Source organism: Nocardioides sp. NPDC127514 (assembly GCF_040302125.1).
In the GTDB taxonomy this organism is placed as follows: Bacteria; Actinomycetota; Actinomycetes; order Propionibacteriales; family Nocardioidaceae; genus Nocardioides.
In genome coordinates this window covers 1-23922 of sequence record NZ_JBEORF010000048.1, presented here as the reverse complement: position 1 = coordinate 23922, position 23922 = coordinate 1, and the positions used below count along the sequence as shown (strand labels likewise).

The following is a 23922-nucleotide window of genomic DNA, read 5'->3' as shown; positions in this document are numbered from 1 at the left end:
TGTCTGATGATTTCGATGCGTGGCAGCTGGAGCAGCTGGCCGAGTCCTAGAGCTGACCCATGACGCCGGTGCTGGCGGATCGTGCGCGATCCGCCAGCACCGGATTCCACGAAGAGGAAGAGGAGCGATGCACATCACGGGCTATCGCACGCTGACCACGGTGCATGACTGGGGACGCCCCATCGGGGACGTCAACGGCGTCGTCGGGTCAGGCAAGACAGCGGTCCCCGTTGTCGTCCTCACCACGGACTCGGGGCTCGAGGGCATCGGGCTCGGCCACCACCAGGGCCTCGACGTGGTCTTCCCTGCTCTCGAGGGCGAGGACCCGGTTGCCGTGCAGGCGCTCTACGACCGGATGCTGTCGTGGGTCTTCAAGTCCGGGCACGGCGGTGCGGTGTTCGGGGCGATCGGCGCACTCGACATGGCGCTGTGGGATCTCAAGGCCAAGGCGGCAGGCCAGCCGCTGTGGCGCCTGCTCGGCGGGCGCGACCGGGTCGTGCCGGCGTACGCCTCCGGGCTGGACGGGCCGCTGACCGACGAGGAGCTGGCCGCACTCCAGACCAGGTTCGCCGATCGTGGCTTCACAGCCGTCAAGATCAAGGGCGGGCTCGACGTCGAAGCCGACCTGCGGCGCCTCCACCTCGTGAGCGACGTCTTCCACGACCGGACGGGCGCCGCGCCCGCGCTGATGCTCGACGCCAACGAGTCCTGGTCGCGCAAGGAGGCGGTACGCCACATCGGCCGTCTCGAGGAGTCGGTCGACCTCGCCTGGGTCGAGGAGCCGGTGCGCCGGTGGGACGTCGACGGCCTGACTCGCGTCTCCCAGTCGGTGCGTGCGGCCGTCGCGACCGGGGAGAACCTCACCGGGCTCGAGCAGTTCCGGCCGCTGCTGCAGGCCAACGCGGTCGACGTCGTGCAGACCGGAAGCGTGTGGGGGATCAGCCACTTCCTGCGCGTGGCCGCCCTCGCGCTCGCCTTCGACCTGCCGGTGAGCCCGGTCGGCTACAACGCCAATCCGATCGCCCACGCAGCCACGGTCGTCCCCAACCACCTCTCCCTGGAGGTGCAGGACCTGCATCTGCCCTTCGGCATCGAGTCCGACCAGGAGATCGAGGACGGGCACCTGGTGCTCGGCGACCTCCCCGGTCTCGGCCTGGTCGTCGACGAGGCGGCGATCGAGCACATGAACCAGGCCGCCGACTGGGGACGCCACGGCGGACCCCACGTACGTCCGGAGCGGGCCGGTCGAAGGCTCGTGCGCAAGCCGCCCCTTCACCCGCGCCCGCAGGGCCCCGCTCCACGCTGACCTGCCCCTCCACGAAAGGACCAGCCAGATGACGTCCCAGACCCCGACCCGCGGTTGTGCCGTGGTGACCGGAGCGGGTGGCTCGCTCGGCCGCGCCAGCGCCGTACGCCTCGGGCAGGAGGGCTTCTCGCTCGCCCTGCTCGATCTGGCCGGTGAAGCACTGACCACCACGGCGGCCGAGGTCGAGGCGACCGGAGCCCGACAGGCCACCCTGCCCGTGGACGTCCGCGACGCCGCTGCCCTGGTCGCCGCCCTGGAGGAGGCCGAGCGAGAGCTGGGGCCGCTCGAGGTGCTGCTCAACAATGCCGCGATCTACCCGGCCACGCCGTTCCTGGATATCCCGGTCAGCGAGTACGACGACGTGGTGGCGGTCAACCAGCGGGCCTACTTCGTCGCCGCCCAGGCAGCGGCCCGGCTGATGGCGCCGCGGGGGACTGGCTCGATCGTCAACATCGGCTCGATCACCTTCTCCGGCGGCTGGGACAAGCTCGCCAGCTACGTCTCGACCAAGGGCGCGGCAGTGGCGCTGACCCGTGCGCTCGCGCGTGAGCTGGGGCCGCTGGGCATCCGGGTCAACGCGGTCGCCCCGGGCGCTTTCCCGACCAAGGCCGAGGAGATCCACGAGGATCCCGAGGCCTACACGGCCCACGTGCTGGACCACCAGTCCCTCAAACGGCGCGGCCGGCCCGACGAGCTGGCGGCGGTGGTCGCCTTCCTGGTCGGGCCCGACGCGTCCTTCATGACCGGACAGACCCTGAACGTCGACGGCGGATGGAACATGCAATGAGCGATCACTTCGAGCTGGACGTCTTCGGACGCCGACTCACGCCGCGGGAGCTGCGCGAGCGCACCGGCGACACCGAGTCCGTCGCAGGAGTACGCCTGGTCGTCCTCGACAACGGCTCCGAGCGCGGCGTACGTGCGGTGCAGCTGCGCACCTCGGCCGGGCTCGAGGTCGAGGTGCTGGTCGACCGGGCGCTCGACCTCGGCGCGGCCCGGCTGCGGGGCGTGCCCTTCGGGTGGCGCAGCGGCAACGGCTTCCGCCATCCGGGGCTGCACGAGCACCACGACGAGGGCGGTCTGTCCTGGCTGCGCGCCCTCGACGGCCTGCTGGTCTCCGGCGGCCTCGACCACACGCTCTTCGGTGGTGACGTGGATGCGACGGCGTACAACTATCCGCCGAAGCAGACGGTCAACCACGGCCTGCACGGCCGGCTCACCGCGATCCCCGGCCGCCTGCTCGAGGCCGGCGAGGTGTGGGACGGCGAGCGTTGTGTGCTGCGGGTGCGCGGCGAGGTCGTCCAGGCGACGTCCTTCGGCGAGCACCTGCGCCTGACCCGCACGATCGAGGCCGACTTCGACGGGCTCGAGATCCGCCTCCACGACGTCGTCGACAACCTCGGCTTCGACCCGACGCCGCACATGTTCCTCTACCACCTCAACTTTGGCTGGCCGCTGGTCGATGCGGGCACGGAGTTCGTCGCGGCGATCAGCGAGACGCCGTGGCGCTCGGACTCGGTCGCTGAGCAGGGCGTCTCCTACCGCACCCTCCCCGAGCCGCAGCCGCGGTTCGTCGAGCAGGTCCACGAGCACACGCTCCTCGCCGAGGGCGACGGGCGCCACCGGGTCGCGCTGGTCCGACGTGACGAGACCCTCGGCGTCGAGGTCTCCTGGGACTCCGCCACGATGCCGCACTTCTTCGAGTGGCAGAACCTCCGCAGCGGCCAGTACGCCATCGGCCTGGAGCCGTCGACGCACGCCGTCGCCGGCGATGCCGCCGCCCGTGAGGACGGCTCGATGACCTGGCTCGAGCACGGTGAGACGCGCAGCTACTCCACCACGATCCGCGTGCTCGACGGTGCAGAGGCCGTCCGGGCGTCCCGCGCCGCGATCCGCGCACTCGGCGACCAGCCCGACTGACCATCCAGCCCGACTGACCAGCCAGCCCATCGACAAGGAAGACCGATGACCACCACACCCCGCATCCTCGAGGGCTACCGCGTCCTCGACTGCTCGATCGCCATGGCCGGTCCGTTCGCCGCTCAGCGGCTGGGTGACCTAGGCGCCGACGTCGTCAAGGTCGAGCCGGTCACCGGCGAGTGGCAGCGCCACGCCGCGGCCGGCGGCGCGCAGGGCAACCAGATCAACGTCTCCTTCCTCTCCCTCAACCGCAACAAGCGCTCGCTGGCCGTCGACCTCAAGGCCGATGCCGGCAAGAACGTTCTGCTGCGGATGGTTGAGACGGCAGATGTTTTCCTGCAGAACTATCGGCCGGGGGTCGCTGAGCGGCTCGGCGTCGACTACGCGACGCTCTCGGCGATCAACCCGCGACTGGTCTATGTCTCGATGTCCGGCTACGGCGAGGACGGTCCCGACGTCGACCAGCCTGGACAGGACCTGTTGCTGCAGGCCCGCAGCGGCGCGATGCTCTCGACCGGTCGCCACGGCGAGCCGCCGCAGCCGGCGGGGCAGTACCTCGTCGACGCGGTCACCGCCTCCACGGCGTTCGAGGCGGTCCTGGCGGCGCTGCTCCACCGCGAGCGTACGGGCGAGGGGCAGCTGGTGAAGGTGAACATGCTGGACGCGATCACCACCTTGCAGATGCAGGAGCTGTCGGTGTTCGTGGCCGGCAAGGTGCCCCAGCAGCGCAGCGCGGAGCCGCACGCGCACGTCTACATCCGGGCGCCGTACGGCACGTTCAAGACGGCGGACGGCTTCCTCGCCCTCGCCATGCCCGACCTGCCGACGCTGGGCAAGGTCATCGACGAGCCCGCGTTCGCCGAGATGAGCTCGGAGGTGCACGGCTGGAGCCACCGGGACGAGGTCCATCGCCGCACGGCGGACAGGCTGGTGCTGCGTACGACGGCCGAGTGGCTCGACGCTCTTGGCGCCGCCGGCATCTGGTGCGGCCCGGTCCAGGACTACGCGGCCCTGGTCGAGGACCCGCAGATCAAGCACAACGGGACCTTCGTCGAGTACGACCACCCCACCGAGGGCCGGGTCACGACCCCCGGATTCCCGTACGCCTTCTCCCGTACCCCGGCCTCGATCGAGCGGGGCGCTCCCCTGGTCGGGGAGCACACCGGCGAGCTGCTCGCAGAGGCCGGCTTCAGCGGCGAGGAGATCGCGGCACTGACCGCCGACGGCGTGGTCGCCGAGACTCGTCCAGAGCAGCCGGTCTGATGACCCTGCCGACCTTCCGTGGCCTGACCTGGGACCACCCGCGCGGCCGGGATGCCCTGGTCGCGGCGGCCGAGGCGAGCGACCTGGACCTGACCTGGGACGTCCACCCGCTCAGCGGTTTCGAGTCGACCCCGATCGAGGAGATCGCCGCCGACTACGACCTCGTCGTCCTCGACCATCCCCACCTCGGCGACGCCCTCGCACAGGGCTGCCTGCGGCCGTTCGACGACCTCGTCGGTCACGACCAGGTGGCGGCGTGGGCGGACGCGGCCGTGGGCCCCAGCCTGGCGTCGTACGTCATGGCCGGACGGCTGTGGGCGGTGCCTCTCGACGCCGCGACGCAGGTCGCCGCGACGCGCGCGGACCTCGTGGGTGTCGTGCCGCGGCTGTGGGCGGAGGTTGCCGCGCTGTCCCGGCGGGCGCCGGTCGCGCTCTCGGTCGCGGGCCCGCACGCGCTCCTGACGTTCTCCTCGGTCTGCGTCGCACTGGGGGAGGAGCCAGGGGGCGCGCAAGGCTTCGTCTCCGACGAGGTCGGACGCCAGGCCCTCGAGCTGATGGCCGACCTGGCCTCCCGGGCGCCGCGCCACACCCTGGATCTCGACCCGATCGGACTGCTCGCCGAGATGACAGAGGGCGACACGATCGCCCACGTGCCGCTCGTCTACGGCTACGTCACCTACGCCGACACCACGCTCGACCGTCCGGTGCGCTTCACCGACGCGCCCACGCTGGCACCTGGTACGCGGCCCGGCTCCACCCTCGGCGGGACCGGCCTTGCCATCACCGCACGGTGTGCGGTCACGCCTGAGTTGCTCGACCACGTACGCCATCTCATGTCGGGGCCGGTGCAGGAGGACTTCATCCCGGCACACGCCGGCCAGCCGTCGGCACGCGCCGCGTGGACCTCGCCGTCGGTGAACGAGCCTGTGGGCGACTTCTATCGCGGCACCCTGGAGACCCTCGAGCGGGCCTGGGTCCGGCCCCGTCATCCGGGCTACGTGACGTTCCAGACCGAGGCGGCCGAGGTCGTGCGCGAGGCCCTGTCCGGCTCGATCAGCATCGCCGCCGCCCTGTCTCGGATCGACGACCGCCACCTGGCCGCCCTCGGCCGCACGAGCCCGGAAGGAGCTGCCTGATGACCGCACCTGAGTCGACCTGCCCGGAGGTGCTGTTCGAGCAGCGCGGCCACGTCGGGGTGATCACCCTCAACCGGCCCGCCAAGCTCAACGCCGTCACCCAGGAGATGTCGGATGCGCTCGTCACGCTGGCGCGCTGGTGCAACGACGCCGACGAGATTCGGGTCGTGGTGCTCACCGGCGCCGGGGACCGCGCCTTCTGCGCGGGCTCGGACATCGCCGAGCTCGACAAGTACGCCAGCCCGTGGGCCTTCCGCAACCGGGAGGACTACTGCGACTCGCTCAAGGTGCTGCGCAAGCCGATCATCGCCGCCGTCAACGGGTACGCCCTCGGCGGCGGGCTGGAGACCGCGCTGATCTGCGACATCCGGCTGGCGTCGACCACCGCAAAGCTCGCGGCCGCCGAGGTGAAGCTCGGCTGGATCGGCGGTGGCGGCATGTCGGCCCTGCTGGACCGCTCGATCGGCCCGAGCAACGCGGCGGTGATGCTGATGACCGGCGATCCGATCGACGCTCAGCAGGCGCTCGCCTGGGGTCTGGTCAGCGAGGTGCTCGAGCCCGACGCGCTCCTGCCGCGCGCCCTCGAGCTCGCCGAGACCATCGCGAGCCGCGCGCCCATCGCCGTCGAGACCGCCAAGGCCAACCTGGCCGCTGCCGCCAACATGCCCCTGGAGCAGGCGGTCGCCTACGAGCGCGACATCCAGACCGTGTGCTTCGCGACCACCGACGCCGCCGAGGGTCGTGCGGCGTTCGCCGAGAAGCGCGCACCCCGATTCGTACGAGCCTGACCGGAGGACCACCGATGACCGTCACCACCGACTGGGGGCCCGACCTGGCCGCCACCCTGCCCACCGACGGCGCCGTCCCGACGCTCGTGGGGCGCGTCTGGGACCCGAAGGCAGGAGGCCCGAGCATCGTCGTGGTGCGGGACGGCACGGCGTACGACGTGAGCGGGACGTACGCGACGGTGCGCGACCTCTGCGAGCAGAGCGACCCCGCTGCCGCGCTGGCCGATGTGCCCGGCGAGCCGCTGGCCACGGTGGCCGACCTGCTCGCCAACACGCCGCCGGAGGGCCGCGACGCCGCCCGCCCCTGGCTGCTCGCGCCGGTCGACCTGCAGGCGATCAAGGCCGCCGGGGTGACCTTCGTGGTCTCGATGCTGGAGCGGCTCATCGAGGAACGCGCTCGGGGCGAGGCCGACGCCGCGGCCACGGTGCGCGCCGAGATCACCGCGGCGATCGGCGGCGGACTCGACGAGCTGGTCCCCGGCTCGCCGGAGGCGCGGCGGCTCAAGGAGGTGCTGCGCGAGCGTGGCATGTGGAGCCAGTACCTCGAGGTCGGCATCGGACCCGACGCCGAGATCTTCACCAAGGCCCAGCCACTGTCCGCAGTCGGCACCGGCGCCGAGGTCGGGGTGCTGGCCGCGTCGCGCTGGAACAACCCCGAGCCCGAGGTGGCGCTGGTCGTCGCCTCCGACGGCCGGATCGTCGGCGCCACCCTCGGCAACGACGTCAACCTGCGCGACGTCGAGGGCCGCTCGGCGCTCCTGCTGCCCAAGGCCAAGGACAACAACGCCGCCTGTGCGATCGGCCCGTTCGTACGACTCTTCGACGACGGCTTCACGCTCGACGACGTGCGCGCGATGACCGTCTCGCTCGAGGTGCGTGGCGAGGACGACTTCGAGATGGTGGGCACCTCGTCGATGCGTGCGATCAGCCGCGACCCCGCGGATCTGGTGCGCCAGCTGGTCGGCCCGCACCACCAGTACCCCGATGGGGCCGTGCTGCTGCTCGGCACCATGTTCGCGCCTTCCGACGACCGAGACGAGCCCGGCATGGGGTTCACCCACCACTCGGGCGACGTCGTCCGGATCTCCGCGCCCGAGCTCGGCACTCTCGTCAACCGCGTCCGGGCGAGCGAGGAGTGCGCGCCGTGGGACTTCGGCGTCGCCGACCTGATGCGCAACCTCGCCGGAAGGAACCTGTTGTGACCGTCCTGTTCTCTCGCAACCCCGCCAGCGGTGAGGAGATCCCGACCGGGCTGCAGGCCACCACCACCGAGGAGGTCGACCGGATCGTCGCGGAGGCACATCTCGCTGTGCCCGCGCTGGCGGCCCTGGGTCGCGAGGGGCGCGCCGGCCTGCTCGAGGCGATGGCCGACCGGCTCGAGGAGAACCGCGCCCAGCTCGTCGAGACCGCGATGTCGGAGACTGGGCTGACCCGGCCTCGCTTGGAGGGTGAGGTCGGCCGCACCAGCTTCCAGCTGCGCCTCTTCGCCGAGGCCGTCCGGGAGGGCAGCTTCCTCGAGGCCGCGATCGACCACGCCGGCCAGACACCGCTCGGGCCTGCCCCCGACGTACGCCGCATGCTCGTGCCGCTCGGCCCGGTCGCCGTCTTCGGCGCCAGCAACTTCCCGCTCGCCTTCTCGGTGCCGGGCGGCGACACCGCGTCCGCGCTCGCGGCCGGGTGCCCGGTCGTGGTCAAGGCGCACGAGTCGCACCCGCTGACCTCCCAGCTCGCCTTCGACGCGCTCCGGGCCGCGGTCGAGGACCTCGGGCTGCCGCCTGGCACGGTCGGGCTGGTCCAGGGTCGCCAGGCCGGGGCCGACCTGGTCGTCCATCCACTCATCAAGGCGGTCGGCTTCACCGGCTCGCCCGCAGGCGGCCGCGCACTGCTCGACCTGGTCAACGCACGCCCCGAGCCGATCCCGTTCTACGGCGAGCTCGGGAGTCTCAACCCGCTCGTCGTCACTCCCGGTGCCGCGGCGGCCCGCGGGACGGCCATCGCCGAGGGCCTCGCGGCCTCGATCACCGGGTCGGCCGGGCAGCTGTGCACCAAGCCGGGACTGGTGTTCGTGCCGGTCGGAGAAGCCGGCGACGCGGTGGTCGAGGCACTGGCCGCGATCCTGGCCGAGTCGGGTGCGCAGCCGCTGCTCAACGTCGGCATAGCGAGCTCCTACCGCGAGATCCTCGGCAGACTCGCGTCGGCTCCCGGCGTCACCGCAGCCGTGACGGCGCAGGAGCAGAGCGCGCCCGCATGGGCCGCCGCTGGACTCCTGGTCACCGGCTCGGCGGGACTCGCGGAGGTACTCGAGGAGTGCTTCGGCCCCGCCGCCGTCGTGGTGAGGTACGCCGACGAGGCCGACCTGCTCGCCGCCCTGAGTCAGGTGCCCGGATCGCTCACCGTCTCCCTCCACTCCGAGCCCGACGAGTCCGCGCTGACCCGGCGACTCGTCGAGGCGGTCGCCCCGATCGCCGGCCGCCTGGTCTTCAACGGCTTCCCCACCGGCGTACGTGTCTCCTGGGCGCAGCACCACGGCGGACCGTGGCCGTCCACCAACACCCTGCACACCTCGGTCGGCGTCACCGCCGTGCGCCGCTTCCTGCGCCCGATGGTGTGGCAGGACGCGCCACAGGAGTTGTTGCCCGAGGAGCTGCGCGACGGACACACAGGCACGCCACGTCGCATCGACGGCGCCCTGCACGCCTGACCCCAGCCGAGGCGTCAGTCGCGTCGGCCGAGGCGTCGCCCGCGTCGATCGAGGCGTCGCCCGCGTCGATCGAGGCCGCAGCGCCGTGCCAACTCGCACGCCCTAACTGACGTCTCGCCCGACGTACGTGACGTCTCGCCCGACGTACGTGACGTCTCGGCGCTGCTTGCTCTCGGCATCACCCGGGCCGTACCATTGCGCAAACGATTGATCGCGCGAGGGGGAGTGGCGATGCAACCGGAGGATCTGCCTCTCGCAGGGACCGTGGTCCTGGACTTCAGCCAGTTCCTGGCGGGTCCGGTCGCAGCGCTTCGGCTGGCCGACCTGGGCGCGCGGGTGATCAAGGTCGAGCGGCCGCACACCGGCGAGATCGGCCGTACGCTCGCGTTCGCAGGTCGCTCGGCGGCGGGGGACACGCTCTCGTTCCATGCGATGAACCGCAACAAGGAGGCGGTCGTCGCCGACCTCAAGGACCCCGCGGACCTGGCTCGGGTGAAGGACCTCGTCGCTCGCGCCGACGTCATCATCGAGAACTTCCGGCCCGGGGTCATGGAGCGCATCGGCCTCGACTACGCGAGCGTGTGCGAGCTCAACCCGGGGCTCGTCTATGCGAGCGCCTCGGGCTACGGCGACGCCGGACCCTGGGTGAGCCGACCCGGCCAGGACCTCCTGGCCCAGGCGGTGTCGGGGGCGACGTGGCTCGCCGGTGCGGACCGGCCCATGACTGTCGGGCTCTCCCTCGCGGACCACCTGATGAGCTGCCACCTCGCCGAAGGCGTGACCGCCCTGCTCGTACGCCGGGCCAGGACCGGCCGGGGCGGGCTCGTGGAGACCAGCCTGCTCGAGGGCATGCTCGACCTGCAGGCGACGCTCCTGACGCGACCCGAGGACGAGGGTCTGGCGGGCTCGCCTCGTCCGATGTCCGCCTGGACCCCCTCCGGGATCTTCGCCACCAAGGACGGCTACGTCGCGCTGGCAGGAGCGCCCGTCGACGAGCTCGCGACAACTCTGGGCGACGCCGAGCTGGCCCAGCTCGCGGCCACCGGGTCGTGGGAGAAGGACCCGGACCGGGTGAGCGACCTGATCGCCGCCGCCCTGGGCCGTGACACCACGGCCGCCTGGCTGGACGCGCTGCGCGCACAGGATGGGAGCACCGAGTGGTTCGCGCCGGTGCTCACCCTCGAGGAGCTGCTCGCCTCGCCGGAGTTCGCCGCGCTCGAGATGACCCAGCAGGTGGAGCGGTCGGCTCCGGAGCCGGGCGGCGCATCGGTGTCGCTGACGACCACGCGGAGCCCCATCCGCATCGACGGCGAGATCCTCAGGCATCGGCGGGGCGCGCCCCGGCTCGGGGAGCACGGGATCCTGCGTGACGGCGCCGACCCGCTCGAGGGTCGTCCCGCATGACCGATGTCAGTCAACCGGCTCCGGCCACGCCGGAGCCGCCCGGTGCCCGACCGTCGCAGCCGGGCAGAGCTAGGCTGCGGCCCATGGCCACCCTTGGCGATGTCGCAGCCCGCGCCGGTGTCTCGATCTCGGCCGTCTCGAGGGTGCTCAGCGACGCGCCCTCGGCCCGGGTGAGCGAGGCCACCCGCGAGCGGATCGTGCAGGCGGCCAAGGACCTGCACTACCGACCCAACTTCGCCGGGCGGGCCCTGAAGTCGGCGCGGACCCAGGTCGTGGGACTGGTCGTCCCCGACCTGACCAACGCCCTGTTCACCGAGCTCATGCACGGCGCCGAGGACGAGTCGGCCGCGCGTGGCTACACCCTGCTGCTCGGCCGCGCCGACGACGTACGTCCCGAAGGCGAGATGATCGCCCGGCTCATCGGCGAGGGACGCGTGGACGGCATGGTCATCCAGGTGGGCGATGGCGTCGCGCCGGCCGGGATGGGGGACCTGCTGGCCTCGGGCGCTCCGATCGTGCTGATCAACTCCACCTACCCGGGACACGTCGGTTCGGTCGCTCTCGACGACCGCACCGGTGCCCGGATCGCCACCCAGCACCTGATCGACCTCGGCCACGAGAGGATCGCCTTCGCCAACGGCCTTCCCCGCTCGTTCACGGCGAAGCGGCGGCGGGTGGGCTACAAGGAGGCCCTCGTCGAGGCCGGGCTGCCGGTACGCCAGGACTACGAGACGCGGGTCGGTTACACCGCCGACAACGGCCGCACCGCTCTGCGGCGACTGATGGAGCGGGACCCGAGGCCCACGGGAATCGTGGTCGCCAACGTCAACGCCGCCATCGGTCTCCTCGCGGCCGCCCGGGCCGACGGGATCCGTGTCCCCGAGGACCTGTCCGTGGCCACCGTGCACGACTCCTGGACCGCTGAGAACACCTGGCCACCGCTGACCGCGGTCAAGATGCAGTTCTACGACATGGGCCGCGCCGCCGTTCGCAGCGTCGTCCGCCGCATCGAGACCGGTGAGATGGCCGACGAGATGATCACCGACCCCGCCCCGGAGCTCATCGTGCGGGAGTCCACGGCGCCACCGAGCCAGGCCGTCTGAGAACTGACGGACGAGCACGCCGCAGCTGCGCGGTGGGTCTCGCGCGCCCCGAATCGGCCCCGTCCGGGCCTCTTGTCCGGCTGCCCTGAGGAAGATCTACTCAAACGATTGACCACTCCCAGTGATCTGCTCTAACGTTTGAGCAGTGGCCTGCGTCACATTGCATCCGCTCGGGACACATCGTCGAAGGAGCCATGTCCATGAAGCGAAACCCACTCGGTTCACGTCGCCGGGCGCCCCTGGTGGCCGCCGCGACCCTGCTGGCCGCCTCGGTCCTGGGTGCCTGCGGCTCCGGCGGAGGAGATGACGCCGCGGGCGAGAAGACGGACTCCGGTGGCGCGATCACCGTCTGGGTCGACCCGCCGCGAGTGCCCGCCGCGAACGCCTTCAAGAAGGCGTACCCGGACATCGACATCAAGATCAACCAGATCGACGGGACCGTCGGCGGCAAGTCTCTCCAGCAGCAGTTCGCCCAGTTCAACGAGGCCGGACAGGGCTGGCCGGACGCCATCTTCTTCCCCTCCAACGACGACATCGCCTGGGCCTCCGGTGCGCAGATCGACTACACGCTCGACCTGACCGACCACCTGCCCGACGTGCTCGACGGCTACGAGGGTTCGATCAACGCCGCGTGCGAGATCGACGGTCAGGTCCGGTGCCTGCGCAACGACGCGGCCCCTGACGTGTTCTGGTACAACAAGGCCTTCTTCGACGCCAACGGCTACGAGGCGCCGACGACCTGGGAGGAGTACGGCGACCTGGCCGTCCAGATCGCCAAGGAGCACCCGGGCAAGATCAGCGGCTTCACCGGCGACGCGTACGCCCCGGACCGCTATCTGTGGGGCTCGGGCTGTCCCACCAACGACCGACAGTCCGAGACCGTCGTCCACATCGACACCTCCGATGCCAAGTGCACGCGAGCGGTGGACCTGATCGGCACGATGCTGGAGGGCAAGGCCCTCTCGACCGTCGGCATCTTCGATCCGGACGCGGCCAAGGTCGGCAAGGACCTGGTCATGAGCCCCGGTGCTGCGTGGTGGGGCGACTACCTCTTCAACCAGACCTGGAAGATCCCGGCCGGTCAGATGACCGCCGTGGAGCCCCTCGCGTGGGACGGTGAGAGCGAGCCCTCCACCGGCAACGAGGGCGGGGGCCTCTGGGGCGTCTCGAACCACATCACGGGCAAGCAGCTCGAGAACACCCTGACCTTCGCCGAGTTCGTCGCCACCGACCCGAGGTGGCAGGTCGAGCTCTCCACCGGTCTGCCGGCGTACGGTCCCGTGCAGGACGCGTGGGCGGAGAAGCAGGCCAAGGCCAACTACTTCGCGGACAACGAGACCACCTTCGAGGCGATGAAGAAGGCCAACGACTACGTCGTCGACGGCCACGCCTACATGCTCTACAACACCGGAGCAGTGTGGACCGAGACGGTGGCCGCCGCCCTCGCCTCAGGAGGCGACGTCGACCAGGCCTGGAAGTCCTTCGGGGACGAGCTGGTCAGCCAGGCGAAGGCGATGGGCTACACGGTCGAGTAGCCCGGCCGCTCACGAGCTCCTTCGGCCCGGAACGCCCGGGCCGAAGGGTGCCATCCCAGTCACATCGGGGCCTCACGGTGGCCCGGACACATCGGAGGAGCAACATGTCGACCGCCTTGATGGAGGACGTCGCCACCTCGCCGCCCGAGGCGGGCCCGAGGCGCCGTCCCCGGCGACGAGTCGCGCGGCCCAGCGAGACGCGTGGCGCCTGGATGCTGATGGCGCCCTACCTCGTCCTGTTGATGATCGCGGGCATCATCCCGGTCGCGTACGCGATCAAGACATCTCTGGAGAAGGCGCCGACGCCGCTGGACCCCACCGGCGGCTTCGGGGGCGTGGACAGCTTCAGGACCGTCGTCACCGACTACCGGTTCGTCGACACGTTCGTCAACATCTTCGCGACCCTGGTGGTCTGGCTTCCGATCATGACGATCGGCATCGTCGGGCTGGCGCTACTGGTCCACGCCAGTCCCGGATGGTTCGGGTCGTCGATGCGGTTCGTCTACTACATCCCCGGGGCCCTGGCCGGCGTCGCCAACCTCGTGCTCTGGGTCTATCTGCTCAACCCGAGCCAGTCCCCGATCGAGGGGTTCTGGCAGGCGCTGGGCATCGACACCATCAAGCAGGCGGTCGCCGGACCCGGGAACCTGCCGTTCATCCTGGCCGCGATGATGTTCTTCCAGGGCGTCGGTCAGTGGGTCATCGTGGTCAACGGCGGCCTCAACGGGATCTCGGAGGAGACGCTCGAGGCGGCGCGGCTGGACGGTGCCAACGAGTGGCAGCTGGCCTGGCACGTGAAGCTGCCGATCATCCGGCCGTGGATCGGGTACGCGGTGCTGATGAACCTCGCCTACGGGTTCCAGCTGTTCCTCGAGCCGCAGCTGCTCGACCAGGTGGCCAGCAACGCCCTCGAGGACCAGTGGACGCCCACCCAGCTGGGCTACGCGTTCGCCTTCAGCAACTACAACTTCCCCGCGGCCGCCGCGATGTCGCTGATCCTGCTCGTGATCACGCTGGGGATCGGCCTGCTGGTCGTCTTCCGGACCGGCCTGTTCGGTGAGGAGGAGCAGCGATGAGTCAGATCACCGCAGACGTACGTCCGAAGGCCCGGCCTCGGCGGGCCATGTTCGACTGGAGCATCGGCAAGACCGCGCGCGTCGTCACGATGCTGTTCGTGGCGTGCCTGTTCGTCCTGCCGATCACCGGCTTCATCGCGATGGCGTTCCGGTCCAACGAGGGTGTCGCCTCCGGCGCCGGCGGGCCCTTCGGGTTCGGCGACATGTCGTGGGACAACGCGCAGTACAGCTGGTCGCAGGTCAACGGGTTCGGACCAGGTGGCGGGCTGTACACCCGGTGGCTGCTGAACACGCTCGCCGTCGCCGGCGGGGGTGCGCTGCTGGCGGTCTTCGCCGCGCTGCCGGCGGGCTACGCGATGGCCCGGCTCCGGTTCCGCGCCCGCCGTCCCATCCTGCTGATCACGCTGGTCACGATGGTGATGCCGAACACCGTGCTGGTCATCCCCATCTTCCTCGAGGTGAACGCCATCGGCGCGGTGGGCCAGCTGTGGCCGGTGGGGCTGATCATGGGCTTCTTCCCGTTCGGGGTCTACCTGGCCTACATCCACTTCATGACCACCATGCCTCAAGAGCTCGTCGAGGCAGCCCGGATCGACGGTCTCGGCGAGGTGTCGATCTTCTGGCGGGTGGGGCTCCCGATCTCGCGCCAGGCCGCCGTCCTGGTCGGCTTCTTCGCCTTTGTCGCCAACTGGATCAACTTCTTCCTGCCGTTGGCGCTGCTCTCCTCCAACCAGAACAACCAGACCCTCCCTGTCGGGCTGCAGCAGCTCATCGGCGCCAGCCCGCTGTTCAATCCGACCGTCGCCGCCGGGCTGGACGTGAAGCTCTACATGCCGCAGCTGGCGCTGGCGACCTTCATCTCGATGCTGCCGCTGTTGATCGTCTTCCTCGGCGCGCAGAAGTTCCTGATGCGGGGCGAGACGATGGGGGCGGTGAAGGGCTGATGGCCCCGCATCCGCCACCGGAGCTCGACCCGCACCCCGGCTACTCGGCCGAGATGCCGAAGAGCCCGCGGCCGATCGTGCTCGTGGGCGCCGGCGGGATCGTCCGTGACGCCCACCTGCCGGCGTACGCAAAGGCGGGGTTCGAGGTCGCCAGCATCACCGACCTCGTCCCCGAGCGAGCGCGGGACCTCGCCGAGCGTTACGGCATCCGCACCGTGTGCGAGAACGTCGCGGACGCGGTCCGGTCGGCTCCGGCCGACGCCGTCTACGATGTCGCCCTTCCGCCCGAGGCGCACGTCGAGGTCCTCGAGCAGCTGCCTGACGGCGCCGCGGTCCTGCTGCAGAAGCCCTTGGGGAACCACCTGGCTGAGGGGATCCGCACCCGCGAGGTGTGCCGGCGCAAGGGGCTGGTGGCTGCGGTCAACACGCAGCTCCGGTTCGCGCCGTACGTCGTCGCTGCCCGCGAGCTCATCGCTGCCGGCACGATCGGGGAGCTCTACGACCTGGAGGTCCGGGTCTCGGTGCGGACCCCGTGGGAGATGTTCCCGTACGTGCTCGATCTGGACCGGCTCGAGATCAACATGCACAGCGTCCACTACCTGGATCTGGTGCGTTCCTTCCTGGGGGACCCGACCGGGGTCCACGCGGTCACCGTGCGTCACCCCGAGAAGTCCCACGCCAACAGCCGCTCCGACATCGCGCTGAGCTACGGCGACCGACCGATCAGGGTCGTCGTCTCCACCAACCACGACCACCACTACGGACCCCGGCACGAGGAGTCCTTCGTCAAGTGGGAGGGCACCCGCGGCGCCATCCGGGCACAGCTCGGCCTGCTGCTGGACTACCCGCGCGGCGGGGAGGACTCGCTCGAGCTCGTCACCGACGACCGGCTCGGCGACGGCTGGCGACCGGTGCCGTTCGAGGGGTCCTGGTTCCCCGACGCGTTCATCGGCTCGATGGCCGTGGTCCAGCGTTTTCTCGAGGGATCGATCCCGTCCCTGCCCACCGGGGTCGAGGACGTCTTCCGCACCATGGCGGTCGTCGAGGCGGCGTACACGGATGCGGCCCGCGGGGGAGAGCGGCCGCCATATGACCGGTAACCAGCCGAAAGGAACGTCGATGAGCGACGCTCAACCCTCCGATCTGCCCTTGGAGGGCGTCACCGTCCTGGACTTCAGCCAGTTCCTGGCCGGTCCCGTGGCAGCGTTGAGGCTCGCCGACCTCGGCGCCCGGGTCATCAAGATCGAGCGACCCGCCGGGGGAGACGCGGGCCGCAGCCTGGCCTTCGCCGGGCGGACGGTGAACGGCGACAGCCTCTCCTTCCACGCCATGAACCGGAACAAGGAGAGCGTGGCAGCCGATCTGAAGGATCCCGCCGACCTCGAGCGCGTACGCGCACTGGTCGCGGGGGCAGACGTGATCGTCCAGAACTTCCGCCCCGGGGTGATGGAGCGGATCGGTCTCGACTACGAGTCCGTCCGGGCGCTCAACCCGAGCATCGTCTACGGCAGCGTCACCGGGTACGGCGGCGTCGGCCCGTTCCAGGACCGCCCTGGCCAGGACCTGCTCGCCCAGGCCATCGCCGGGCTGCCCTGGCTCAACGGGTCGGCCGACGATCCGCCGGTCCCGGTCGGCCTCGCCGTGGCCGACCACCTCGCCAGCTGTCATCTGGCCCAGGGCATCACCGCCCTGCTGGTCCGGCGGTTCCGGACCGGGAAGGGCGGGCTGACGGAGACGAGCCTGATGGAGTCCCTGCTGGACCTGGAGTTCGAGCTGCTGACCACCCGGCTCAACGATCCGTCGGTCGAGGTACGCCGCAAGGGACCCCGGTCGGCCCACGCCTTCCTCTCGGCTCCCTACGGCATCTACCCGACGAGCGACGGCTACCTGGCGATCGCGATGAACCCCGTGCCGACCATCGGGCGGCTGCTCGGGCTTCCTGAGCTGGAGGCGATGACCGACCCGCAGACCTGGTGGGACCGGCAGTCGGAGATCGAGGAGGCGATCGGCGACCGGCTCCGGAGCGACACGCGGGACGCCTGGCTGGCCGTGCTGGACGCCGAGGACGTGTGGTGTGCCCCCGTGCTCACCCTCTCCGAGCTCGTGGAGCACAAGGGCTTCGAGGCCATCGCGATGACCCAGCAGATCCGTCGTGACGGCCTCACCCTGACGACCACTCGCAGCCCGATCCGGATCGACGGCGAGCGGTTGACCAATCCGCGCCCGGCTCCACGCCTGGGCGAGCACGACCTCGAGGGAGACCGATGACCGTCCTGCACGGGATGACCTGGGAGCACCCGCGTGGCTACGACTGCCAGGTCGCGGCTTCCCAGGAGTACGCGCGCCGGACCGGTGTCGAGGTGCGCTGGGAGTACCGCTCCCTGCAGGCGTTCGCCGACGCGCCGCTGGCGGAGCTGGCCGAGCGCTTCGACCTCCTGGTCATCGACCACCCGCACGTGCCGCGAGCCGTCGCGGAAGGGGTGCTGGCGCCCCTGGACGGCGCCGGACACGACGACGAGCTGGCCGCCCTGGCCGCCGATGCCGTGGGCAGCAGCCACGCGTCGTACCGCCATGGCGGGCGCCAGTACGGCCTGGCCACCGACGCCGCGGCCCAGGTCGCTGCGTACCGCCCGGACCGCCTGCCGGCCGCGCCCCGTACGTGGGAGGAGGTGCTCGACCTGGCCGCCGAGGGCAGGGTGCTCTGGCCCTGCAAGCCGATCGACGCCTACTCGACGCTGTGCACCCTGGCAGCCAACCGAGGGACGCCGGTCAACGCCGAGCCCGGGACCTTCCTGCCCGAGGAGGACGCGCTGAGCGTGCTCGACCTCATGCATCGGCTCTGCGAGCAGGTGCCGTCGTGGTGCCTGGACGCGAACCCGATCGAGGTCGCCGAGGCACTGTCCACCGACGCCACCGAGCCGTGGGCCTACGCGCCGTTGCTCTACGGCTACAGCAACTACTCCCGGGCGGGGTTCCGGCCACATCGCCTCAGGTACGTCGACATGCCGTCCGGCCCCCGAGGGGTGGCCGGTTCGCAGCTCGGCGGTGCCGGCGTGGCCGTCTCGGCCCGGTCGCGAGACCTGGACGCAGCCCGGGCGTACGCACTGTGGGTGGCCTCGCCTGAGGTCCAGTCGGGCATCTACTACGACGCGGGCGGCCAGCCCGGCTATGCGTCCTCGTGGGACGACGACCGGCTCAACGAGGACTCCTGGGACTTCTTCCGGGGCACCCGGGCGACCCTCGAGGGCGCGTGGGTGCGGCCGCGTACCGCCGGCTATCTGGAGTTCCAGGACACCGTCTCCCCGTGGGTGACGGAGGCGCTGGCCGGTCGGGTGACCGACGCCGAGCTGGTCCGCCGGGCCGGCGAGCTCGCCGAGCGCCTGCTCGGCGTGGGATCCGACGCCTACGGCGTCGAGGAAGGAGCGTCCCGGTGAGAGTCGAGGAACGCTGGTTCGAGGACTACGCGGTCGGGGAGACCCGGACCACCCTGGGGCGCACCATCACCGAGGCCGACATCGTCCTGCACGCCGGTCAGACGGGCGACTTCTTCCCGCACCACATGGATGCGGAGTGGATGGCCACCCAGCCGGCCGGACAGCGGATCGCCCACGGGACGCTGATCCTCGCGGTGGCGGTCGGGATGACCGCCACCGACATCAACCCACAGTCCATGTCCTACGGCTACGACCGGATCCGGTTCATCGGCCCGGTGTTCATCGGCGACACCATCACCGTCACCGCCGAGATCACCGAGAAGTCGGAGCACAGGAAGAAGCCGGCCGAGCTCGGGTACGTCCACGAGCTCGTCACGGTGACCAACCAGCGTGGCGAGACGGTGCTGGTCCTGACCCACCTCTACCTCGTGAACAAGCGCCACCCATCCCCACAGGAGGATCCCTCGTGACCCGTATCACCGCCGTCGATGTCACCGATGTCCGCTTCCCGACCTCTGTGTCGATGGACGGATCCGACGCCATGAACAAGGACGGTGACTACTCGGCCACGTACGTCGTGGTGAGCACCGACGACCCGGACCTGTCCGGCTTCGGGTTCACCTTCACCATCGGACGCGGCAACGACATCTGCACCCTGGCTGCGCAGCGCCGCGGTGAGCCGCTGGTCGGGCGCGAGGTGAGCGACGTGGTGGGTGACCTGGGCGGGGTCTACCGGGATCTCGCCTCGGACTCCCAGCTCCGCTGGCTGGGCCCGGACAAGGGGGTCGAGCACCTGGCCCTCGCCGCCGTGATGAACGCGGTCTGGGATCTGGCCGCCCGGGAAGCGGGCAAGCCGCTGTGGCGGCTGCTGGCCGACATGACCCCGGAGGAGCTCGTCGACGTCGCAGATCTGACGTACCTCAGCGACGCCCTCACCCGGGACGAGGCCCTGGACATCCTCCGCGCCGGCGTTCCCCACCGTGAGGAGCGGATCCGGTACTTGGAGGAAACCGGCTATCCCTGCTACACCACGTCGGCCGGCTGGCTGGGCTACTCGGACGACAAGCTGCGCCGGCTGGCCGCCGAAGCGGTCGACTCCGGCTACACGCACATCAAGCTCAAGGTCGGCGCGAACCTGGAGGACGACATCCGGCGCTGCGAGATCGCCCGGGAGGTGATCGGCTGGGACGCGAAGCTGATGATCGACGCCAACCAGGTCTGGGACGTGCCGCAGGCCATCGAGTGGGTCAACGCGCTGGCGCGCTTCGAGCCGTGGTGGATCGAGGAGCCGACCAGTCCTGACGACATCCTCGGCCACGCCGCGGTCCGCAAGGCGGTGGCGCCGATCGGGGTGGCCACCGGTGAGCACGGCATGAATCGGGTGCTCTTCAAGCAGATGTTCCAGGCGGAGGCCATCGACTTCTGCCAGCTCGACTCCGCGCGGCTGGCCAGCGTCAACGAGATCCTCTCCGTCTATCTGATGGCGAGGAAGTTCGACGTCCCGGTCTGTCCGCATGCCGGTGGCGTCGGCCTGTGCGAGCTCGTCCAGCACCTGTCCGTCTTCGACTACGTCGCCGTCTCGGGCACGCTCGAGGACCGGGTCACCGAGTTCGTGGACCATCTCCATGAGCACTTCACGGACCCGTGCATCGTCGAGAACGGCGCCTACCGGCTGCCGTCCCGGCCCGGCTACAGCGCGGAGATGCACCCCGCGTCGGTGGCGACGTACGCCTATCCGGACGGCAGCTACTGGGCGAACCGGTGACGCCACGGATGATCATCGACAGCCACCAGCACGTCTGGGACCTCACCCGCTCGCCCTACCCGTGGCTCGGTCCCGACGTACCCGAGTACAACCGCACGTTCACCTTCGACGAGGTCCGGCCGCAGCTGCGGGCGCAGGGAGTGGACGCGACCGTGCTGGTCCAGTCCGACGACCACGACGGCGACACCGACCTGATGATCGAGGTCGCCGACCGACATCCCGAGGTGGTGGGGATCGTCGTCTACGTGCCGCTGGACCAGCCGGACCTGGCCGCCGAGCGGCTGGAGTCGCTGCGCGGAGACGACCGGGTGGTCGGCGTACGCAACCTGATCCACAACATCCCCGACCCCGACTGGATCCTCCGTTCGGACGTCGCCGAGGGACTCGGGCTGCTGGAACGGCTCGGGCTCACCTACGACCACGTCTCGGTGCTGCCACGCCACCTGGAACACGTCGCGACGCTCTCCGAACGCCACCCGGACCTGCGGATCGTGATCGACCACCTCTCCAAACCACCGATCGGCGATGCCGAGCGAGAGCCGTGGTGGAGCCTCATCGAGCGGGCGGCCGAGAACCCGAAGGTGTTCGGCAAGATCTCCGGGCTCTACCCCGGGGCGGCCCCCGACAGCTGGACCGTGGCCGGCATCCAGCCGTTCGTCGACCGGGCGATCGAGGTGTTCGGCCCGAGCCGGCTGATGTACGGCGGAGACTGGCCGATCTCCACCGCGGCCGGTGGCTACGAGCGGGTCTTCGCCGGGCTCCGGGAGGCGTTGGCCGGCCTGTCGAGCGGCGAGCGCGAGGAGATCTACGCCGGCAGCGCGCGCCGTTTCTACGGGCTCGACGAGCAGCAGCTGGCCGCCGCGGAGGCGTCCGCTCGAGAAGCGCGCTGATCCACAGAGATCAGATCATTTGCTCATCCTTACGTGACGCTTCGGCCTACATCGGCCATATCTAGGCCAAATCTCGGCAAGCATCGACATGACGTGTGATGTCTATTACATTGAAACAACCGATGTTTGCCCCACCTGGGGCGTGAGTCAGGAGGAAGCTGATGGTGGACTTCACGAGACGACGGGTGCTGCAGGCCGCCTCGGCGCTGGCGGGCGGTGCCCTGGTGCAGCCGGTCGTCACCGAGGCGGCCGCAGCCGCCGCCGATGAGCCGGAGACCAACCCGCTGGAGCTCTGGTACCGCCAGCCGGCCGCGGAGTGGCTCCAGGCGCTGGCGATCGGCAACGGCCGGATGGGCGCGATGGTCTTCGGCGGTGTGGCCAGCGAGAAGCTGATGCTGAACGAGGACTCGGTGTGGGCCGGTCACCCGCACAGCTACGACCCGCCCCGCGGGGCGGAGGTGCTCCCCGAGATCCGCCGGATGATCTTCGAGGAGAACTGGGTCGGCGCCCAGCGCCTGGCCGATAAGGAGTTCATGGGGCGGCCGAGCGAGCAGGCCTTCTACCAGCCGGTGGGCGACCTGCTGCTCGAGTTCCTCGGCATCGACGGTGAGCCCGTGACGTACCGGCGCTCGCTCGATCTGCGGTCGGCGATCGCGATCTCCGAGTTCGAGGTGGGCGGCGTGCGCTACCGCCGGGAGTCGTTCGTCAGCCACGCGGACCAGGTGATGGTCGTCCACCTCACCGCGGACCAGGCCGAGAAGGTCTCGTTCAACGCCACCTTCGAGTCCCCGCAGCAGAGCGACGTACGTCCCCACGACGCGCGCACGCTCGCGCTGGAGGGCATCAGCGGCCCCACGGAGGGGATGGAGGGCGCCGTACGCTTCGTCAGCCTCGTCCGTGCCGAGACCGAGGGCGGGACGGTCCAGTGCCAGGGGGACCACCTCCGGGTTCGCAACGCCACGTCGGTGACGCTGCTGGTCTCGATCGCGACCAGCTACCGCAACTACGCCGACGTGAACGCCGACCACATCGGCCGAGCGACGAAGCCGCTGGAGGCAGCGACCGGTCGCGGGTACGGGCAGCTGCGCTCGGCGCACGTGCGGGACTACCAGTCCCTCTTCGGCCGGGTCGACATCGACCTGGGCACCTCCGCGGCGATCGAGAAGCCGACCGACGAGCGGGTGGCCGCGTTCCGTGCCGGCGGCGATCCGCAGCTGGCGGCGCTGTGGTTCCAGTTCGGGCGCTACCTGCTGATCTCGTCGTCCCGGACCCCCGGGCAGCCGGCCAACCTGCAGGGCCTGTGGAACTACAAGATGCAGCCCGAGTGGCAGTCGAAGTACACCCTCAACATCAACGCGCAGATGAACTACTGGCCCGCCGGCCCGGCCAACCTCGCCGAGTGCTGGGACCCGATGTTCGCGATGACCGAGGAGCTCGCGGAGGTCGGGCGGAACACCGCCAAGAAGATGTGGGGGTCGGACAAGGGCTGGGTCGCCCACCACAACACCGACGGCTGGCGGGGAACCGCACCGGTCGACTTCGCCTACTACGGAGTCTGGCCGATGGGAGGCGCCTGGCTGTCGCTGCTGTTCTGGGAGCGCTACGAGTACACCGGCGACAAGGAGAACCTCGCCGAGCACTTCCCGACCCTGCGGGGAGCGGTCGAGTTCTTCCTCGAGACGATGGTGCGCGACGAGCAGTCCGGCTACATGGTCACCTGCCCGTCGCACTCGCCGGAGATCAAGCACCACGAGCAGGACGACGAGGGGGTCAGCATCTGCGCCGGCCCGACGATGGACTGTCAGATCCTGCGCGACCTGTTCACCGCGTTCGAGAAGGCCGCCGCCGCGCTCGGCAAGCACGACCCGCTCGTCGAGAAGGCCGTGGCGATGCGGGACCAGCTGCCGCCCAACCAGATCGGCTACCTGGGCCAGCTGCAGGAGTGGCTGATCGACTGGGAGGACGCCGCCCTCGAGCGGAGCCGTCACGTCTCCCACCTGTGGGGCGTCTTCCCCTCGGACCAGATCAGCCCGCTGCGTACGCCGGAGCTGGCAGACGCCGCCCGCAAGGCGCTCGAGCTGCGCGGCCCGGCGATCACCACGGGCTGGTCGCTGGCCTGGAAGATGAACATCCGCGCCCGCCTGCTGGAGCCCGAGAACGCCTACCTGCACGTCCAGCACATGCTGCACCCCTCCCGGACCGCACCGAACCTCTTCGACCTGCACCCGCCCTTCCAGATCGACGGGAACTTCGGCGGCGTCTCCGGGATCACGGAGATGATCATGCAGAGCCACTCCGGCGAGCTCTTCCTCCTCCCGGCGCTGCCGGCGGCATGGCCGGAGGGGAAGGTCCGCGGCCTGCGTGCCCGCGGTGGCTTCGAGGTCGACCTGAGGTGGGCAGACGGCAAGGTCGAGGTGGCGCGGATCCGGTCGCTGCTCGGCAACCGGCTCCGCCTGCGTACGCAGCAGCCGGTCCAGGTGACCGGGACGGACGTCTCCCGACCGGAGGAGAACGTCGTCGAGCTCGACACCCGGCGGGGCAGCACCTACACCGTGGTTCCGCGCTAGGACCAGACTCGGGCCGGCCGCGGCCAGGCCGTACGCCACCCACGCGACGATCACCGCCGTCAGGGCCGCCGGGCCGATGGTGTAGGCGGC

At 70.5% G+C, this 23922-nt stretch carries 20 protein-coding genes; all 20 read left to right on the top strand.

Annotated elements, in window-relative coordinates; genetic code table 11:
- Window positions 1-127: 127 nt before the first annotated feature.
- The 20 genes from ABTX24_RS28310 to ABTX24_RS28215 all read left to right on the top strand — a co-directional run bounded on the left by ABTX24_RS28310 (window position 128) and on the right by ABTX24_RS28215 (window position 23832).
- Complete coding sequence (locus ABTX24_RS28310; protein WP_350844424.1) at window positions 128-1306, top strand: mandelate racemase/muconate lactonizing enzyme family protein; 1179 nt, start codon at window positions 128-130, stop codon at window positions 1304-1306.
- 28 nt (window positions 1307-1334) lie between these two features.
- Window positions 1335-2093: an SDR family NAD(P)-dependent oxidoreductase gene (locus ABTX24_RS28305; protein ID WP_350844422.1), complete on the top strand. Its 759-nt coding sequence runs from the start codon at window positions 1335-1337 to the stop codon at window positions 2091-2093.
- Window positions 2090-3226: an aldose 1-epimerase family protein gene (locus tag ABTX24_RS28300; RefSeq protein WP_350844420.1), complete on the top strand. Its 1137-nt coding sequence runs from the start codon at window positions 2090-2092 to the stop codon at window positions 3224-3226. Before ABTX24_RS28305 ends, ABTX24_RS28300 begins: the two co-directional genes overlap by 4 nt.
- Window positions 3227-3271: 45 nt before the next feature.
- Window positions 3272-4489, top strand: coding sequence for a CaiB/BaiF CoA transferase family protein (locus ABTX24_RS28295; RefSeq protein ID WP_350844418.1), 1218 nt, complete (start codon window positions 3272-3274; stop codon window positions 4487-4489).
- Window positions 4489-5625, top strand: coding sequence for a hypothetical protein (locus ABTX24_RS28290; protein WP_350844416.1), 1137 nt, complete (start codon window positions 4489-4491; stop codon window positions 5623-5625). The genes ABTX24_RS28295 and ABTX24_RS28290 overlap by 1 nt, the downstream gene beginning before the upstream one ends.
- Window positions 5625-6413, top strand: a complete 789-nt coding sequence (locus tag ABTX24_RS28285; RefSeq protein WP_350844414.1) for an enoyl-CoA hydratase/isomerase family protein — start codon at window positions 5625-5627, stop codon at window positions 6411-6413. The genes ABTX24_RS28290 and ABTX24_RS28285 overlap by 1 nt, the downstream gene beginning before the upstream one ends.
- 14 nt (window positions 6414-6427) lie before the next feature.
- On the top strand, window positions 6428-7615 hold the full coding sequence (locus ABTX24_RS28280; RefSeq protein WP_350844412.1) for a fumarylacetoacetate hydrolase family protein: 1188 nt from the start codon (window positions 6428-6430) through the stop codon (window positions 7613-7615).
- Window positions 7612-9114, top strand: coding sequence for an aldehyde dehydrogenase (NADP(+)) (locus ABTX24_RS28275; RefSeq protein ID WP_350844410.1), 1503 nt, complete (start codon window positions 7612-7614; stop codon window positions 9112-9114). Before ABTX24_RS28280 ends, ABTX24_RS28275 begins: the two co-directional genes overlap by 4 nt.
- Window positions 9115-9345: 231 nt before the next feature.
- Entirely contained in the window at window positions 9346-10518 is a 1173-nt protein-coding gene (locus ABTX24_RS28270) for a CaiB/BaiF CoA transferase family protein (protein ID WP_350844408.1), read from the top strand.
- 83 nt (window positions 10519-10601) lie between these two features.
- A complete protein-coding gene (locus ABTX24_RS28265) occupies window positions 10602-11621 on the top strand; it encodes a LacI family DNA-binding transcriptional regulator (protein ID WP_350844406.1) in 1020 nt (339 codons plus the stop codon).
- A gap of 200 nt (window positions 11622-11821) precedes the next feature.
- Entirely contained in the window at window positions 11822-13156 is a 1335-nt protein-coding gene (locus ABTX24_RS28260) for an ABC transporter substrate-binding protein (protein ID WP_160027476.1), read from the top strand.
- 104 nt (window positions 13157-13260) lie between these two features.
- Entirely contained in the window at window positions 13261-14232 is a 972-nt protein-coding gene (locus tag ABTX24_RS28255; protein ID WP_350844404.1) for a carbohydrate ABC transporter permease, read from the top strand.
- Complete coding sequence (locus ABTX24_RS28250) at window positions 14229-15176, top strand: carbohydrate ABC transporter permease (protein ID WP_350717347.1); 948 nt, start codon at window positions 14229-14231, stop codon at window positions 15174-15176. The genes ABTX24_RS28255 and ABTX24_RS28250 overlap by 4 nt, the downstream gene beginning before the upstream one ends.
- The gene (locus ABTX24_RS28245) at window positions 15176-16276 is read left to right on the top strand and encodes a Gfo/Idh/MocA family protein (RefSeq protein ID WP_350844402.1); all 1101 of its coding nucleotides are present in this window, start codon (window positions 15176-15178) and stop codon (window positions 16274-16276) included. The genes ABTX24_RS28250 and ABTX24_RS28245 overlap by 1 nt, the downstream gene beginning before the upstream one ends.
- A gap of 19 nt (window positions 16277-16295) precedes the next feature.
- Entirely contained in the window at window positions 16296-17444 is a 1149-nt protein-coding gene (locus ABTX24_RS28240) for a CaiB/BaiF CoA transferase family protein (RefSeq protein ID WP_350844401.1), read from the top strand.
- Window positions 17441-18610 (top strand): extracellular solute-binding protein, encoded by a 1170-nt coding sequence (locus ABTX24_RS28235; protein WP_350844399.1) that lies wholly within the window; start codon window positions 17441-17443, stop codon window positions 18608-18610. The genes ABTX24_RS28240 and ABTX24_RS28235 overlap by 4 nt, the downstream gene beginning before the upstream one ends.
- Window positions 18607-19080: a MaoC family dehydratase gene (locus ABTX24_RS28230; RefSeq protein WP_350844397.1), complete on the top strand. Its 474-nt coding sequence runs from the start codon at window positions 18607-18609 to the stop codon at window positions 19078-19080. The genes ABTX24_RS28235 and ABTX24_RS28230 overlap by 4 nt, the downstream gene beginning before the upstream one ends.
- A complete protein-coding gene (locus tag ABTX24_RS28225) occupies window positions 19077-20375 on the top strand; it encodes an L-fuconate dehydratase (protein WP_350844395.1) in 1299 nt (432 codons plus the stop codon). Before ABTX24_RS28230 ends, ABTX24_RS28225 begins: the two co-directional genes overlap by 4 nt.
- An 8-nt stretch (window positions 20376-20383) precedes the next feature.
- Window positions 20384-21265 carry an amidohydrolase family protein gene (locus ABTX24_RS28220; protein ID WP_350844393.1) on the top strand — a complete coding sequence of 294 codons (882 nt, stop codon included), beginning with the start codon at window positions 20384-20386 and terminating at the stop codon, window positions 21263-21265.
- A gap of 161 nt (window positions 21266-21426) precedes the next feature.
- On the top strand, window positions 21427-23832 hold the full coding sequence (locus tag ABTX24_RS28215) for a glycoside hydrolase family 95 protein (protein ID WP_350844391.1): 2406 nt from the start codon (window positions 21427-21429) through the stop codon (window positions 23830-23832).
- Window positions 23833-23922 lie beyond the last annotated feature (90 nt).

What these genes read in the sequence shown, in the direction of transcription:
- ABTX24_RS28310 (WP_350844424.1), top strand. Translation starts at nt 128, where the DNA reads ATGCACATCACGGGCTATCGCACGCTGACCACGGTGCATGACTGGGGA.
- ABTX24_RS28305 (WP_350844422.1), top strand. Translation starts at nt 1,335, where the DNA reads ATGACGTCCCAGACCCCGACCCGCGGTTGTGCCGTGGTGACCGGAGCG.
- ABTX24_RS28300 (WP_350844420.1), top strand. Translation starts at nt 2,090, where the DNA reads ATGAGCGATCACTTCGAGCTGGACGTCTTCGGACGCCGACTCACGCCG.
- ABTX24_RS28295 (WP_350844418.1), top strand. Translation starts at nt 3,272, where the DNA reads ATGACCACCACACCCCGCATCCTCGAGGGCTACCGCGTCCTCGACTGC.
- ABTX24_RS28290 (WP_350844416.1), top strand. Translation starts at nt 4,489, where the DNA reads ATGACCCTGCCGACCTTCCGTGGCCTGACCTGGGACCACCCGCGCGGC.
- ABTX24_RS28285 (WP_350844414.1), top strand. Translation starts at nt 5,625, where the DNA reads ATGACCGCACCTGAGTCGACCTGCCCGGAGGTGCTGTTCGAGCAGCGC.
- ABTX24_RS28280 (WP_350844412.1), top strand. Translation starts at nt 6,428, where the DNA reads ATGACCGTCACCACCGACTGGGGGCCCGACCTGGCCGCCACCCTGCCC.
- ABTX24_RS28270 (WP_350844408.1), top strand. Translation starts at nt 9,346, where the DNA reads ATGCAACCGGAGGATCTGCCTCTCGCAGGGACCGTGGTCCTGGACTTC.
- ABTX24_RS28265 (WP_350844406.1), top strand. Translation starts at nt 10,602, where the DNA reads ATGGCCACCCTTGGCGATGTCGCAGCCCGCGCCGGTGTCTCGATCTCG.
- ABTX24_RS28260 (WP_160027476.1), top strand. Translation starts at nt 11,822, where the DNA reads ATGAAGCGAAACCCACTCGGTTCACGTCGCCGGGCGCCCCTGGTGGCC.
- ABTX24_RS28255 (WP_350844404.1), top strand. Translation starts at nt 13,261, where the DNA reads ATGTCGACCGCCTTGATGGAGGACGTCGCCACCTCGCCGCCCGAGGCG.
- ABTX24_RS28250 (WP_350717347.1), top strand. Translation starts at nt 14,229, where the DNA reads ATGAGTCAGATCACCGCAGACGTACGTCCGAAGGCCCGGCCTCGGCGG.
- ABTX24_RS28245 (WP_350844402.1), top strand. Translation starts at nt 15,176, where the DNA reads ATGGCCCCGCATCCGCCACCGGAGCTCGACCCGCACCCCGGCTACTCG.
- ABTX24_RS28240 (WP_350844401.1), top strand. Translation starts at nt 16,296, where the DNA reads ATGAGCGACGCTCAACCCTCCGATCTGCCCTTGGAGGGCGTCACCGTC.
- ABTX24_RS28235 (WP_350844399.1), top strand. Translation starts at nt 17,441, where the DNA reads ATGACCGTCCTGCACGGGATGACCTGGGAGCACCCGCGTGGCTACGAC.
- ABTX24_RS28220 (WP_350844393.1), top strand. Translation starts at nt 20,384, where the DNA reads ATGATCATCGACAGCCACCAGCACGTCTGGGACCTCACCCGCTCGCCC.
- ABTX24_RS28215 (WP_350844391.1), top strand. Translation starts at nt 21,427, where the DNA reads ATGGTGGACTTCACGAGACGACGGGTGCTGCAGGCCGCCTCGGCGCTG.